The organism is Pseudomonas panipatensis, assembly GCF_900099785.1.
GTDB classification, from domain to species: domain Bacteria; phylum Pseudomonadota; class Gammaproteobacteria; order Pseudomonadales; family Pseudomonadaceae; genus Pseudomonas; species Pseudomonas panipatensis.
Genome location: NZ_FNDS01000005.1, coordinates 84,207 through 98,529, shown reverse-complemented (window position 1 = coordinate 98,529; position 14,323 = coordinate 84,207). Strand labels below are relative to the sequence as shown.

General features: G+C 64.5%; 11 protein-coding genes and 1 tRNA gene. 2 read left to right on the top strand and 10 right to left on the bottom strand.

Annotated elements, in window-relative coordinates; all coding sequences use genetic code 11:
- The first annotated feature begins 195 nt into the window (after positions 1-195).
- Complete coding sequence (locus BLQ74_RS13005) at positions 196-2,082, top strand: diguanylate cyclase (protein WP_280139861.1); 1,887 nt, start codon at positions 196-198, stop codon at positions 2,080-2,082.
- A 68-nt stretch (positions 2,083-2,150) separates the two neighbouring features.
- Here BLQ74_RS13005 and alr read toward each other — a convergent pair whose 3' ends face one another.
- From alr to rnr, 8 genes are all read right to left on the bottom strand, one after another.
- Positions 2,151-3,227, bottom strand: coding sequence for an alanine racemase (gene alr / locus BLQ74_RS13000; RefSeq protein WP_090262995.1), 1,077 nt, complete (start codon positions 3,225-3,227; stop codon positions 2,151-2,153).
- Between the two features lie 70 nt (positions 3,228-3,297).
- Complete coding sequence (gene dnaB, locus BLQ74_RS12995; protein WP_090262994.1) at positions 3,298-4,692, bottom strand: replicative DNA helicase; 1,395 nt, start codon at positions 4,690-4,692, stop codon at positions 3,298-3,300.
- Positions 4,693-4,823: 131 nt separating this feature from the next.
- Positions 4,824-5,270, bottom strand: a complete 447-nt coding sequence (gene rplI, locus BLQ74_RS12990) for a 50S ribosomal protein L9 (RefSeq protein WP_090262993.1) — start codon at positions 5,268-5,270, stop codon at positions 4,824-4,826.
- 21 nt (positions 5,271-5,291) lie between these two features.
- A complete protein-coding gene (locus tag BLQ74_RS12985; RefSeq protein WP_090262992.1) occupies positions 5,292-6,179 on the bottom strand; it encodes a YybS family protein in 888 nt (295 codons plus the stop codon).
- A gap of 36 nt (positions 6,180-6,215) precedes the next feature.
- On the bottom strand, positions 6,216-6,446 hold the full coding sequence (gene rpsR / locus BLQ74_RS12980) for a 30S ribosomal protein S18 (protein WP_003095634.1): 231 nt from the start codon (positions 6,444-6,446) through the stop codon (positions 6,216-6,218).
- Between the two features lie 29 nt (positions 6,447-6,475).
- Entirely contained in the window at positions 6,476-6,892 is a 417-nt protein-coding gene (gene rpsF, locus BLQ74_RS12975) for a 30S ribosomal protein S6 (RefSeq protein WP_090262990.1), read from the bottom strand.
- Positions 6,893-7,092: 200 nt separating this feature from the next.
- Positions 7,093-7,845, bottom strand: a complete 753-nt coding sequence (gene rlmB / locus BLQ74_RS12970) for a 23S rRNA (guanosine(2251)-2'-O)-methyltransferase RlmB (protein WP_090262989.1) — start codon at positions 7,843-7,845, stop codon at positions 7,093-7,095.
- Positions 7,842-10,547, bottom strand: coding sequence for a ribonuclease R (gene rnr, locus BLQ74_RS12965; RefSeq protein ID WP_090262988.1), 2,706 nt, complete (start codon positions 10,545-10,547; stop codon positions 7,842-7,844). The genes rlmB and rnr overlap by 4 nt, the downstream gene beginning before the upstream one ends.
- A gap of 205 nt (positions 10,548-10,752) precedes the next feature.
- On the opposite strand from rnr, the gene BLQ74_RS12960 reads away from it, so the two are divergent.
- Positions 10,753-10,839, top strand: a tRNA-Leu gene (locus BLQ74_RS12960).
- A gap of 57 nt (positions 10,840-10,896) precedes the next feature.
- Here BLQ74_RS12960 and BLQ74_RS12955 read toward each other — a convergent pair.
- A complete protein-coding gene (locus BLQ74_RS12955; RefSeq protein ID WP_090262987.1) occupies positions 10,897-12,831 on the bottom strand; it encodes a methyl-accepting chemotaxis protein in 1,935 nt (644 codons plus the stop codon).
- Positions 12,832-12,974: 143 nt separating this feature from the next.
- A complete protein-coding gene (locus BLQ74_RS12950) occupies positions 12,975-14,270 on the bottom strand; it encodes an adenylosuccinate synthase (RefSeq protein ID WP_090262986.1) in 1,296 nt (431 codons plus the stop codon).
- Positions 14,271-14,323: the final 53 nt, after the last annotated feature.

Below are 14,323 nucleotides of genomic sequence, written 5' to 3'. Positions count from 1 at the left end.
GGCGCGAAAACGCGGGCGCGGAATATAGCACAAAAAGTGAGCAATTCCGACTCCTGCGCTGGGGAATCTCCTGCCGCCTGACACCCCCGGCCCGCGCGCGTCACACGATTTCCACACTGGCGAAATAGCCTCTGGCTATACTCGACCGGCATCAGTAGGCCTGGCAGCAACGACCAGGCACAGGGAGTGTCTGCCGTGCGTGACCTGCTGTTCGTCATTCTGTTATGTCTTTTTCCATTGTCCACGCCCAGCGCGGCCCCGCTGCCACTGGACGGCACGTCCAGCGGGCGCGGCCTGAACGATAGCCTGGAGCTGCTGGAAGACCCGCAGGGCCGGCTCGACCTGGAGCAGGTCCGCGAACGCGACGCCGCCTTCCGACCCGCGGCCGGGCGCACTAGCGTCGGCCAGAACCCCAATCCCTGGTGGCTGCGCCTGGATCTCGAACGCCACACCATGCCCCCCGGCGGCTGGTGGCTGGAAGTGGACGCGGTCAATCTGCTCGACCTGCGCCTGTACCTGCCCGACGGCCAGGGCGGCTATCGCGAACTCCGCTCCGGCGAGAGCCAGCCCTTCGCCGCCGGGCGCGACCTCCCCTACCGTCGTCCGCTGTTCCATCTGCCGGACGGCGAAGGCCCCCTGCGCCTGTACCTGCGCAGCTACGACCCCGCCGGCAACTCCTTCCCCCTGCGCATCTGGTCCCTGAACGACCTGCAAGAACATCGCAGCCAGACCAACCTCTTCCTGGGGGTCGTCTACGGGCTGATCGCCGCGTTGCTGCTGTACAACCTGTTCATCCTCTTCAGCCTGCGCGACCGCGCCTACCTGTGGTACGTGCTCGCCACCGGCTGCGCCTTGCTGTTCAGCATGGGCATGACCGGCCACGGCTTCGAATACCTCTGGCCAGGCGCCGCGGTGCCCTGGTGGCTGAACCGGATCAGCCTGCCCGCGCTCTGGGGACTGTGCGTCACCCGCTTCACCCAGAACTTGCTGCAAACCCGCCTGAACGTGCGCTGGGCGCACGCCATGCTGAGCCTCAACTGCGCGCTCTACGGCTTCGCCTTCCTGTTCAGTTTCCTGCAATGGCGCTACGCCGGCGGTTGGATACTGGCCATCACCACGCCAATCGGCATCTCGGCCGCGCTCGGCGCGGCCATCACGCGCTGGCGCCAGGGCTCCTTCCCGGCGATGCTCTACCTGTTCGGCTTCGGCCTGGTGCTATCTAGCGTCAGCGTCTCGGTCATGCGCGCACTGGGGCTGGTGCAGCCCTCACCGACCACGGCCTATCTGTTCCCGGTTTCGGTGGCGCTGGAATCCATCCTCTTCTCCTTCGCCCTGACCTCACGCATCCAGGAACTCAAGCGCGAGCACTCCCTGGCGCTGGAGCAGGCCGACCGGGAAAAGAGCGCGCGCATGACGCTGCTGCAAAATGCCCAGATCGACCTGGCCCAGGCGGTGGCGGCGCGCACCGCCGAACTGACTCAGGCCAACCGACTGCTGCGCGAACGCGAGGCCCAGTTGCGCCATGCCGCGCACAACGACCCCTTGACCGGGCTGCCCAACCGCCGCTACCTGGTGGAGCATGCCGAACAGGCGCTGAACCATGCCCAGCGGAACGGCGAAACCCTGGCGCTGATGCTGATCGACCTCGATCATTTCAAGCCGATCAACGACACCCATGGTCACGACGTCGGCGACTTCATGTTGCAGAACGTCGGGCATCGCTTGCGTCAGTGCGTGCGCGCCAACGACTGCGTGGCACGCCTGGGCGGGGATGAGTTCGCCGCGCTGATCGCCGGCCCCGACGCCGAAGGCCACGCCCGCGAGATAGCCGCCCGCCTGCTCAGCGAGCTGGCCGATCCGGTCTCCTTCGACAGCCTGGAACTGCGCATCACGCCCAGCATCGGCGTGGCCATCTACCCACACCACGCGCAACAGTTCAGCAAACTGTACAAGGCGGCCGACCAGGCGCTGTATCAGGTCAAGGGCAGCGGCAGGGCCAGCTATGCGCTGGCCGGCGCGATCGCGGACAAGCGTGGCGATGGCTCCCTGGAAAACAGCGGAAGCGCCAGCCAACCGGTCTAGCTTGAAGGCAAGAAGTCACCGAGCGCAGGCAGTCTCCGGCAGAACCTGGTCGGTGGACGGCTCGGTGCCTAGGCGCTGTACTTGCGCGGCACTCGCGCGGTGACCTTGGTCAGCAGCTCATAGCCGATGCTGCCGGCATGAGCCGCCACCTCATCGATCGGCAAATGCTTGCCCCACAACTCGACCGGATCACCGAGGGCGGCGTCCGGCAAATCGGTCAGGTCCACCGCCAGCATATCCATGGAGACTCGCCCGGCGAGGGCCGCGCGCTGTCCGTTGACCAGCAGCGGCGTGCCGCTCGGGGCGTGCCGTGGATAGCCGTCGGCGTAACCGCAACTGACCGTGCCGATACGCGATGGCCGCTGGGCCACCCAGGCGGCGCCGTAGCCGACGCTTTCACCGGGCGCCACCTCGCGAATGGCGATCAGCCGCGCACTCAGGGTCATCGCGGGTTGCAAGCCCAGTTCGGCCGCGGAAAGATCCGCGAACGGCGTGGCGCCGTAGAGCATGATGCCGGGGCGTATCCAGTCCATATGCGCCGCCGGGATGGTCAGCACCGCCGCGGAATTGGCCAGCGAGCGCTGGTCGAAATCCAGGTCGAGCAGCGCGAGGAAACAGGCCAACTGATCCTCGTTCAGCGAGTGGCCACGCAGGTCGGCACAGGCGAAGTGGCTGATCAGATTCAGCTCGGCGACCTGTCCGGCTCCGCGCAGGCGAGTGAAACACTCGCGCAGGGCGCTCGCGGAAAAACCCAGACGGTGCATGCCGGAGTCCAGCTTCAGCCAGACGTTCAGCGCTGCCGGCAGCGCTCCGGCGAGCAGCGCGGCGGCCTGAGCCTCGTTCTGCACCACGACGTCCAGGCAGAGCTGAGCGGCGACTCGGTATTCATTCGGCTCGAAACACCCCTCCAGCAACAGGATGCGGGCGTTGCCATGCAGCGCGCGAACCTCCGCGGCCTCTTCGAGGCTGGCCACGGCGAAGCCATCGGCCAGGTCCTGCAGGCAGGTCACCACCTCGCGCACCCCATGCCCGTAGGCATTCGCCTTGACCACCGCGAAAGCCTGGCGCCCCGGCGCGCAGCGCTTGGCGAGGTCGTAGTTGTGGCGAATGGCGGCGAGATCGATATGGGCGATGAGAGGGCGCATGGTCAGGCTCGAACGGGAAAACCTCTAGCTTCCTGGGGAAAACCCCGGTCCGCAAGCCCCGCCGCCGCGGCTATTCGTCCTCGAAGTTGTACATGCCCGGCGCAAGGTTCTCGAAGCGCGTGTATTTACCGAGGAAGGCCAGGCGCACGGTGCCGATGGGGCCGTTACGCTGCTTGCCGAGGATGATTTCGGCGACACCCTTGAACTCGGTTTCCGGGTGATACACCTCGTCGCGGTAGACGAACATGATCACGTCGGCGTCCTGCTCGATCGCTCCGGATTCGCGCAAGTCGGAGTTCACCGGGCGCTTGTTCGGGCGCTGTTCGAGGGAGCGGTTGAGCTGCGACAGCGCCACGACCGGGCAGTTGAATTCCTTGGCCAGGGCCTTCAGCGAGCGGGAGATTTCGGAAATCTCGTTGGTCCGGTTGTCACCGGAGGAGCCGGGAATCTGCATCAACTGCAGGTAGTCGACCATGATCAGGGCGATTTCGCCGTGCTCACGCGCCAGGCGGCGGGTGCGCGCGCGCATTTCCGAAGGCGAGATGCCGGCGGTATCGTCGATGAACAGCTTGCGTTCGTTGAGCAGGTTGACCGCCGAGGTCAGGCGCGGCCAATCGTCGTCCTCCAGGCGGCCGGAGCGGACCTTGGTCTGGTCGATGCGTCCCAGCGAGGACAGCATACGCATCACGATCGAGTCCGAGGGCATCTCCAGGGAATACACCAGCACCACCTTGTCGGTGCGCAACACGGCGTTCTCCACCAGGTTCATGGCGAAGGTGGTCTTACCCATGGACGGACGGCCGGCGACGATGATCAGGTCGGACGGCTGCAAGCCGCTGGTCTTCTCGTCGAGGTCGGTGAAGCCGGTGGAAATCCCGGTGAACGCATCGTTGGTATTGAACAGGTGGTCGATACGGTCGATGGTCTTCACCAGGATGTCGCCAATGCCCACCGGGCCGCCGGTCTTCGGCCGCGCCTCGGCGATCTCGAAGATCTTCCGCTCGGCTTCGTCGAGGATTTCCTCGGCGCCCCGCCCCTGTGGGTTGAAGGCGCTGTCGGCGATGTCATTGCTGATGCCGATCAACTGCCGCAGGGTGGCGCGCTCGCGAATGATCTGCGCATAGGCCTTGATGTTGGCCACCGAGGGCGTGTTCTTGGCCAGTTCGGCGAGGTAGGCCAGACCGCCCACCTGGGACAGTTGCCCTTCCTTGTCCAGTTGCTCGGACAGGGTCACCACGTCGAACGGCTGGTTGCGCTCGGCGAGCTTGAAGATGGCGCGGAAAATCAGGCGGTGGTCGTGGCGGTAGAAGTCGCCATCGGAGACCGCATCGAGCACCCGCTCCCAGGCGTTGTTGTCGAGCATCAGGCCGCCCAGCACCGACTGTTCGGCTTCGATCGAATGCGGCGGCACCTTGAGGGATGCCGTTTGCAGGTCGTACTGCTCGGGGAGGCTGATGTCGTTCATGGGCTCGATGTGCAGGAATCAGGGAACGGCAGAAAAACAAAGGGCACGGCACCGCGAGGCGGTACCGTGCCCGATGTTAGCGGACTGCCACAGGCACGCAAGGTGCTCGTAGTGCCGCAGCGACGGATCGCTTACTCGGCGACAACGACCACGTGCAGGGTCGCTTCGACGTCGGTGTGCAGTTGCACTTCGATGTCGTATTCGCCGACGGTGCGCAGGGCACCGTTGGGCAGACGCACTTCGCTCTTCTCCAGCGGGTAGCCGACGGAGGAAACAGCTTCGGCGATGTCGCGGGTGCCGATCGAGCCGAACAGCTTGCCTTCGTCGCCAGCATGGGCGCCGATGGTGATGATCAGCTCGCCCAGCTGGGCGGCGCGGGCTTCAGCGGAAGCCTTTTTCTCGGCAGCTGCTTTTTCCAGCTCGGCGCGACGCTCTTCGAAGGCTGCGATGTTGGCAGCGGTCGCGGCGGTGGCCTTGCCCTGCGGCAGCAGGTAGTTACGGGCGTAGCCGCCCTTTACGTTCAGTTTGTCGCCCAGGTTGCCCAGTTTGGCGATCTTTTCCAGCAGGATGACTTCCATTTGAGTCTTACCTCTTAACTTTTAACCTTCACCGTTCGTGGAGCCCTGGCGACGGACCAGGCGACCACGAAAATCAAACAGACTGTCGACTACGGCAAACAACACCAATAACGGATAAACCAGCTGCCCGAAGACCAGCAGCACCACGTAGAACCCCACCAGCCAGAACCTTGCAGCTCCCTTGATCGCCACCAGGCCATGCAACAGCGCCACACCGGCCAGTGCCAGAGGCACACTGCAGATCGGTGTCAGCATGCCCAGTTGCAGACCCAGGTTCGGCGCCAGCAGCATGGCCAGGAACAAGCCCAGGCCCAGCGCCGGCGACAGGTGCAGCGCGCGAAACTCGCGGCCGAACCCGCCCGGGTTGTACAACTGGGCCTGCCAGTAACGGCCAAGGACCAGGCAGAGCAGACAGACCGTCTGGAAAAAGGCGGCCATCAACCCCGTCAACACGGGCCTCAGCAGTTGCTGGAGTTGCGCCTGCTCATCCGCGCTCAATTGCGAATAAGCCGGGCCCAGCACCTGCGGCAGCAGCTTCTGGAATTCGTCTACCAGTGCCTGGATCGCGTCAGCGAAGACCGATCCCAGCACCAGGGCGAAAACCACGCCCACCGCCACACTGGCGAGCAATACCCGACGCCAGGACACACTGGCGCGCAATACCTGCGCCAGTGTCAGGGTGCCGAGCAACACCAGAAGCACGCTCGGATCCCCCAGGTACCACCAGAGCAATCCCGGCAGTACCGCCCACGTCAGAACGCCCAGGGCGTCGTTGAGGCCCCTGCGCAGCAGCACCAGGCTGCCTGCGGCGGCACTCAACCACATCAGCAGCGGTATGAGCGCTGCTCCGGCCACCGTGATCGTGGCCTGCATGCGGCCTCGCATGACAAAGTCAGCCAATGCACGCATGCGATCTATCCATTACGTCTAGTCGACTGCCCGATCTCAACGGCCGTGGCTGTCGGTGTACGGAAGCAGGGCCAGGTAGCGGGCGCGCTTGATAGCGGTAGCCAGCTGACGCTGGTACTTGGCCTTGGTGCCGGTGATACGGCTCGGAACGATCTTGCCGGTTTCGGAAACGTAGGCCTTCAGGGTGTTGAGATCTTTGTAATCGATCTCTTTCACGCCTTCAGCGGTGAAACGGCAGAACTTACGACGACGGAAGAAACGTGCCATGGAATTGGCTCCTCAATACGGGTCCGGAATTACTCGTCGGCGCTGTCGCGGCTATCTTCGCCGTCAGCGGACTCGCTATCGTTGGCGTCAGGACGCTCACGGCGCTCACGGCGCTCGTTGCGGCTCTCTTCGGCCTTCAGCATTTCGGACTGGCCGGTAACGGCCTCGTCGCGACGGATCACCAGATTACGGATCACGGCGTCGTTGTAGCGGAAGTTGTCTTCCAGCTCTGCCAGGGCCTTGGCGGTGCACTCGACGTTCATCAGAACGTAGTGGGCCTTGTGCACGTTGTTGATGGCGTAAGCCAGTTGGCGACGGCCCCAGTCTTCCAGGCGGTGAACCTTGCCACCGTCTTCTTCGATGGCCTTGGTGTAACGCTCGACCATGCCACCAACTTGTTCGCTCTGGTCCGGGTGAACCAGGAACACGATTTCGTAATGACGCATAAATGCTCCTTACGGGTTGCAGCCTGCCGACAATGCGGTCAGGCAAGGAGTGAATGTCTTTTTGGCTTGCCACCGGTAGGCGCGAAAACACCTGCCCGGACGGCAAGGGGCGACATTCTAGAGAAGGGGACTAGGTGGCGCAAGGCGAATTGACGAATATTTGTACAGCGCCGAGGCGGGCTCTGCCCGCCCCGAGCACCTCAAATGGCGGCCTTGGCCTGACGCTGGCGAAGCACCTCGAACAGACAGACCCCAGTGGCGACCGAGACATTCAGACTGCTCACGCTGCCGGCCATGGGCAGCTTGGCCAGATAGTCGCAATGCTCGCGGGTCAGCCGGCGCATGCCCTTGCCTTCAGCCCCCATCACCAGCACGGTCGGCCCGGTGAGGTCGAGTTCATAGAGCGTCTGGGTCGCCTCGCCGGCCGTCCCCACCACCCACAAACCACGCTGCTGGAGCTTTTCCAGGGTACGCGCCAGGTTGGTCACGGCCACCAGCGGAATCACCTCGGCGGCACCGCAGGCGACCTTGCGCACGGTAGCGTTGAGGGTGGCCGACTTGTCCTTCGGAACTATTACCGCCAGCGCGCCGGCGGCATCCGCGGTACGCAGGCAGGCCCCCAGGTTGTGCGGATCGGTGACGCCGTCCAGCGCCAGCAGCAGGGCCGGCCCCGGGCTGCGCTCGAGCAGCTCCTCGAGCATGTTCTCGCCCCAGACCTGGCTCGGACTGACCTCGGCGACGACGCCCTGGTGCACGCCCTCCGCCCACTCGTCCAGCTCCTTGCGCTCACGGGTGCCCACCGGCACCCGCACCTGCCCGGCCAGTTCGACCAGCGCCTGGACCCGCGGATCATGCCGCCCTTCGGCCAGCCAGAGTTGCTTGACCCGCTTCGGATGATGGCGCAGCAGCGCCTCCACGGCGTGTACGCCGTAGACCTTTTCCCACTGACTCATGACTTCGCCTTACGCTTGCGTACCGCTCCGTCCTTGCCCGCAGCGGCATCCGCCTTGGGCTTGGCCGGCCCCTTGCGATGCTTGCTCGGCTTGGCGGCCTTGGCTTTCTGTTTCGAGGGGTTACGCGGCTTCTCCGCGGTGCGCGCCGCCGAGGCACCCGCCTTGGCCGGCGGACGCTTGCCACCGACCTTGGCCTCATCGAGCAACGCGCGCTTGAGCTCGCGGCTCTTTCTCACATCGGTGTTGCCCAGCATCTCCTCGGCCTGCGCGATCATCTGCGGAGCCACCGAGGGCAACGCCTGAACCACACCGACCTGGCGCTTGCGCGGCTGCACGCTGGGCATGGGCTCGGCGGCGACAGGAGCCGGCGCTGGCGCCTCGTCGCGCGCCTTTCCCTTGCGCGCGCTGGACGGCTTCGCCGACTCAGCCTTGTCGCCACGTTTCTTGCGACCGATGGGCGCGCTGAGCACATTGTCCGCCAGCTCGAAGTCGATCTTGCGCTCATCCAGATCGACCCGCGCCACCATCACCTCCGTCAGGTCGCCCAGACGGAAGCTGCGACCGGTGCGCTCGCCGCTCAGGCGATGGTGCACGGGGTCGAAGTGGTAATAATCGCCAGGCAGCGCGGTGACATGCACCAGGCCTTCGACATAGATGTCGGTCAGTTCGACGAAGATGCCGAAGCCGGTGACCGCGGTGATCACCCCAGGGAAGGTCTCGCCCACGCGCTCGCGCATGTACTCGCACTTCAGCCAGTTGGTGACGTCACGGGTAGCCTCGTCGGCGCGCCGTTCGGTCATCGAGCACTGTTCGCCGAGCTGCTCCAGACGCGGCTCGTCATACGGGTAGATGCGCGCCTTGGGCATGCTCGCCGCCCCCACCCGCTGCACATGCTCGGACTCCGCCTTGGAGCGAATCAGACCACGGATGGCACGGTGGGTCAGCAGGTCCGGGTAACGCCGGATCGGCGAGGTGAAGTGGGTGTAGGCCTCGTAATTCAGGCCGAAGTGTCCATGGTTTTCCGGGCTGTACACCGCCTGGCTGAGCGAGCGCAGCATGACCGTCTGGATCAACTGGAAGTCCGGGCGGCCCTGGATCGATTCGAGCAGTGCCTGGTAGTCGCCCGGAGTCGGCGTGCCCTTGCCGCGATAGAGCGTCAGCCCCAGCTCGCCGAGGAACTGCCGAAGGTTGTTGAGCTTCTCTTGCGGCGGACCGTCATGGACCCGGTACAAGGCCGGGATGCCATGCTTCTCGAGGAACTTGGCGGTGGCCACGTTGGCCGCCAGCATGCACTCCTCGATCAGCTTGTGCGCATCGTTGCGCTGGGTCGGGCGAATCTCGGAAATCTTGCGGTCGGCGCCGAAGACAATGCGCGTTTCCTGCGTCTCGAAGTCGATGGCGCCGCGCAGATGGCGGGCCGCCAACAGCGCCTTGTACAGCGCATATAGAGTGTGCAGGTGCGGCACGACGCCCGGCAGTTGCTCGGCGAGGCGCATGGCTTCGGGACTGTCGGGGGTTTCCAGGTACTGGCTGACCTTGGTGTAGGTGAGCCGCGCCTGGGAGTGAATGACCGCTTCGTAGAACTGGTAGCCGGTCATCTTGCCAGCCTTGGACAGGCTCATCTCGCACACCATGGCCAGACGGTCGACCAGCGGGTTCAGCGAGCAGAGGCCATTGGACAGCACCTCCGGCAGCATGGGAATGACCCGCTCGGGGAAGTAGACCGAGTTGCCGCGCTTGGCGGCTTCCTCATCCAGTGCCGAGCCGACTTTCACATAGTGGGACACGTCGGCGATGGCGACGAACAGTTTCCAGCCACCACCCTTGCGCTTCTCGGCATAGACGGCATCGTCGAAATCGCGGGCATCCTCACCGTCGATGGTAACGAACGGCAAGGCGCGCAGATCGACGCGCTTCTCCTTGTCCTTATCCGCCACTTCAGGCTTGAGCTTGGCCGCTTCCTTTTCCACCGCCTGCGGCCAGACATGCGGAATGTCATAGCTGCGCAGAGCGACTTCGATCTCCATGCCCGGCGCCATGTAGTCGCCGAGCACCTCGACGACCTCGCCCTGAGCCTGGCGATGCACGGACGGCCACTGATCGATGCGCACCTGGACGAACTGGTTGTGCTTGGCCGCACCGCTCTTGCCCGGCGGAATCAGCACTTCCTGCTGGATTTTCGGGTTATCGGCGACCACCGTGCCGATACCGCTTTCCTCGAAGTAGCGGCCGACGATGGTCTCGTGGGCGCGTTCGATGACTTCCACGAGCGCGCCTTCGCGACGGCCACGGCGGTCGAACCCGGCTACCCGCGCCAGGGCGCGGTCGCCGTCGAAGACCAGGCGCATCTGCGTGGGGCTGAGGAACAGGTCGTCGCTACCGTCGTCGGGAATCAGGAAGCCGAAACCGTCTCGGTGGCCGGCGACGCGGCCGCGGATCAGATCCAGCTTGTCGACCGGGGCATAGGCGCCGCGGCGCGTATAGATTAGTTGGCCATCGCGCTCCATGGCGCGCAGGCGGCGGCGCAAGGCCTCTTCCGGCTCCTCGCCGGACAGACCGAATTCTTCGAGCAGTTGTGCCCGAGTCGCCGGGGCGCCGCGTTCGGCGAGATGCGCCAGGATGAGTTCGCGGCTGGGGATGGGGTTTTCGTATTTTTCCGCTTCACGTGCGGCCTCGGGATCGAGGTTTTGCCAATCGGCCATCAGGGTGAGATCACCTTTTTGTCTATAGATATGAGCGCCATGCGCTTATTGAAGCGCGAAATCCGCTCGTCGGTCAGCTTTGGCCAAGAATAAATTTTTTATCCGATCAGGGGTTTACAAGCCAAAGTGGGCTCCGTATAGTTCGCGCCCACAGCGTCACTGAGACGTTGTAACACGGAAACGATGAGCAATCATCGCATCCAGTGCCCAGGTGGCGGAATTGGTAGACGCACTAGGTTCAGGTCCTAGCGGTGGCAACACCGTGGAAGTTCGAGTCTTCTCCTGGGCACCATCTTCAAGCAAAAAGCCGAGCACTGCTCGGCTTTTTGCTTTCTGCGCTTCAGGCGACTCAAGCCTTGAACTGACCAAGACTGGCGCGCAGTTGCGCAGCCAGATCATCCAGAACCCGCCCACTGCTGGCGGTGGCCGCTACGTCTTCCGCGGCACGTCCAGCCTCGACGTGAATCACCTCCACCCGCCCGCGCACCGCCACGGCACCGGCCGCCTGCTGCTCGGCCGCCCGAGCCGCCGACTCGATGGCGCCATGCACCTCTTCCACGGCACGCTGTACGTCACGCTGCAAGCGCTCGCTGTCATGCAACACGACAAGCCCTTCTTCCGCCTGCGCGCGCGCCTGACCAATGGCCGCCACCGCCTCGCGCGCACCCTGCTGCAGCGCATGGATATGACTCTGGATGTCGCCAGTGGACTGCTGCGTCTTGCTCGCCAGGGCTCGCACCTCGTCAGCCACCACGGCGAAGCCGCGACCACTCTCGCCCGCACGAGCCGCTTCGATGGCCGCGTTCAAGGCCAATAGATTGGTTTGCTCGGCAATTCCGTGAATGACCGACAACACCACTTCGATCTGCTCGCTCTGGCGAGCCAGTCGTTCGATGACGCCGGCACCGCTTTGCACTCGCGCCTCCAGCGTCTCGATCAAACCACCGACACGCCGCGCGATGGCCGCATTGTCATCCGCCGCCTTGCGTATCGCCGCCACCCTGAGCAAGGCATCCTGCATCGCCCGGCTCTCGAGCGCCGCCTCGGCGGCCATGCCCGACAGCGCCTCCAGGCTGCCAGCCACCTCATTACGCTGGCGATCGGCGGCCGCTTCCGCACTGGCGCTCCGAGAGGCCAACGCCGCGATTTCCATACCGGTACGCTGCGCGACCTGGCCGGCCTCGCGAACGATAGGCTGCAACCTATCGACAAAGCGATTGACCGCCGCTGCCATCTCACCGACTTCATCCCGGCTGTCCAAGCGCACCCGCCGAGTCAGATCCCCCTCACCGGCAGCCAGGTCATTCAATGCCTCGATCAACAGGCGCAGGCGGCTCACCACGCGGCGCCCGAGCACCAGCGCCAGAACCAGCAACACCCCCAGACCGACCAGCACCAATCCCATACCGATGCGCAAGCGCAGGCTGGCGGCGGACGCCTCTATGGCGCTGCGCGCGCCCTCGCTCATTTCGCCAGCCGCCTGACGGGCCGCCTGCAGACGTGCGCTCAGGGCGGCATTGCTATCAGCCGCGGCACCGGACAGGCTATCAGCGACCAACTGGTCGCCACTGGCGATCAGCGCCGAGAAGCGCTTGTCCAGCGCATCCACCTGTTTCTCCACTTCCGCCGTCGACATCCCCAGACGCACCGTGCCTATCACGACCCCATTGGGACTGATGGGCGCCGCCACCAGGATCACCGAATCATCGTGAGCGGCAGCTTCCAGCACCTTATCCAGCGCCCGCTCCCCTTTGCCCTTGTCGAGCAGCGCCTGGATACGCGGGTCTTCGCGATTCAGATAACGCGTCAGGTGCTGCCCCTGCGGATCGTCATAGACCACGAACAGCACATTGGGGTTGGCCTGGGCCCGACGGGCATATTCGGAGAGCGTCGGGATATCGCTATCCCACATGGCCTTGGGCGCCACCGCGGCGAGCAGTTGGGCCAGTTGATCGGCCGACTGCCGCAAGCCCTGCTGCAGGCTCTGACGCAGCTCTCCCCGCTCATCCTCCAGACGCGCCGAGAGCGCCGCGCCCAGGCGTTCGCGGGTTCGCGAGGAGAGTTCGGTCAGGCCCGAACTGAGCTCACCACCGGCACGTTCCAACTCCGCGGACAAGCGTTGCGACTGACTCCCCAGGCGCGCGCCCAGGTCATCCACGAGATGATCGATAGTGTTACGCGTCAACCAGAGGGCGATCAGCAACTGCACCAGCAGCGCGCCACCCAAGGCGATGAAGACAGGGCGCAGCAATCGACTGCGCAACAGCGAAAGGACTGCGGACAAGGCGTGCCTCCAGAGGTAACGAAATCATGGTGCGAACTGCACCAATTCGATTAACCAGCAAGGGGCGTGCCGCTGAAATGAGCCATGCCACCCAAACGACAACGGGCCGCTTGAGCGGCCCGTTGTCAGTGGTGCCTGATGGATCAGGCGAACGGATGACGCAGAATGATCGTCTCGTTGCGGTCCGGGCCGGTGGAAATGATGTCGATCGGCGCACCAACCAGCTCCTCGACGCGCTTGATATAAGCGCGCGCGTTGGCCGGCAGATCTTCCAGCGTCTTGGCACCGACGGTGGACTCGCTCCAGCCCGGCATTTCCTCGTATACCGGCTGCAGGCCGATATAGCTGTCAGCGTCGGTCGGCGCATCGACCAGTAGCTCGCCGTCAGCGTTCTTGTAACCGGTGCACAGACGGACGACATCCAGGCCGTCGAGCACGTCCAGTTTGGTCAGGCACAGACCGGAGAGGCTGTTGATCTCGATGGCGCGACGCAGGATCACCGCATCGAACCAACCGCAACGACGGGCACGCCCGGTGGTCGCACCGAACTCGTGGCCGACCTTGGCCAGACGGGCGCCAACCTCATCGAACAGCTCGGTCGGGAAAGGACCGGAACCCACGCGAGTGGTGTAGGCCTTGGTGATACCGAGGATGTAATCCAGGTACAGCGGACCAAAACCCGAACCGGTAGCGGTGCCACCGGCAGTGGTATTGGAGCTGGTCACGAATGGGTAGGTGCCGTGGTCGATGTCCAGCAGCGAACCCTGAGCCCCTTCGAACATGATGTTCGAGCCGGCGCGACGCAGATCGTGCAGGGTCGAGGTGACGTCGGCCAGCATCGGCTTCAGTTGTTCGGCGTAGCCCATGCACTCGTCCAGAGTCTTCTGGAAGTCGATGGCCGGCTCTTTGTAGTAGTTCTGCAGGACGAAGTTGTGATAATCCAGCAGCTCACCGAGCTTGGCGGCGAAACGCTCGCGGTGGAACAGGTCGGCAACACGCAGGCCGCGACGCGCCACCTTGTCCTCGTAGGCCGGACCGATACCACGACCGGTGGTACCGATCTTGGCGTCGCCACGTGCCTTTTCACGCGCCTGATCGAGGGCGACATGGAAGGACAGGATCAGCGGGCAGGACGGGCTGATACGCAGGCGCTCACGCACCGGCACGCCCTTCTCTTCCAGCTTGGCGATCTCGCGCATCAACGCGTCGGGCGCCAGCACCACGCCATTGCCGATCAGGCACTGCACGCCTTCGCGCAGGATGCCCGACGGAATCAGGTGCAGTACGGTCTTCTCACCATCGATCACCAGGGTGTGGCCGGCATTGTGGCCACCCTGATAGCGCACCACGGCAGCAGCCTGGTCGGTGAGCAAGTCGACGATCTTGCCTTTGCCCTCATCACCCCACTGGGTGCCCAGGACTACGACATTCTTACCCATAACACTTGTCCCCATCGTGGAAATTCGGTGCCGGCCTCGGCCGGCGAAAACTC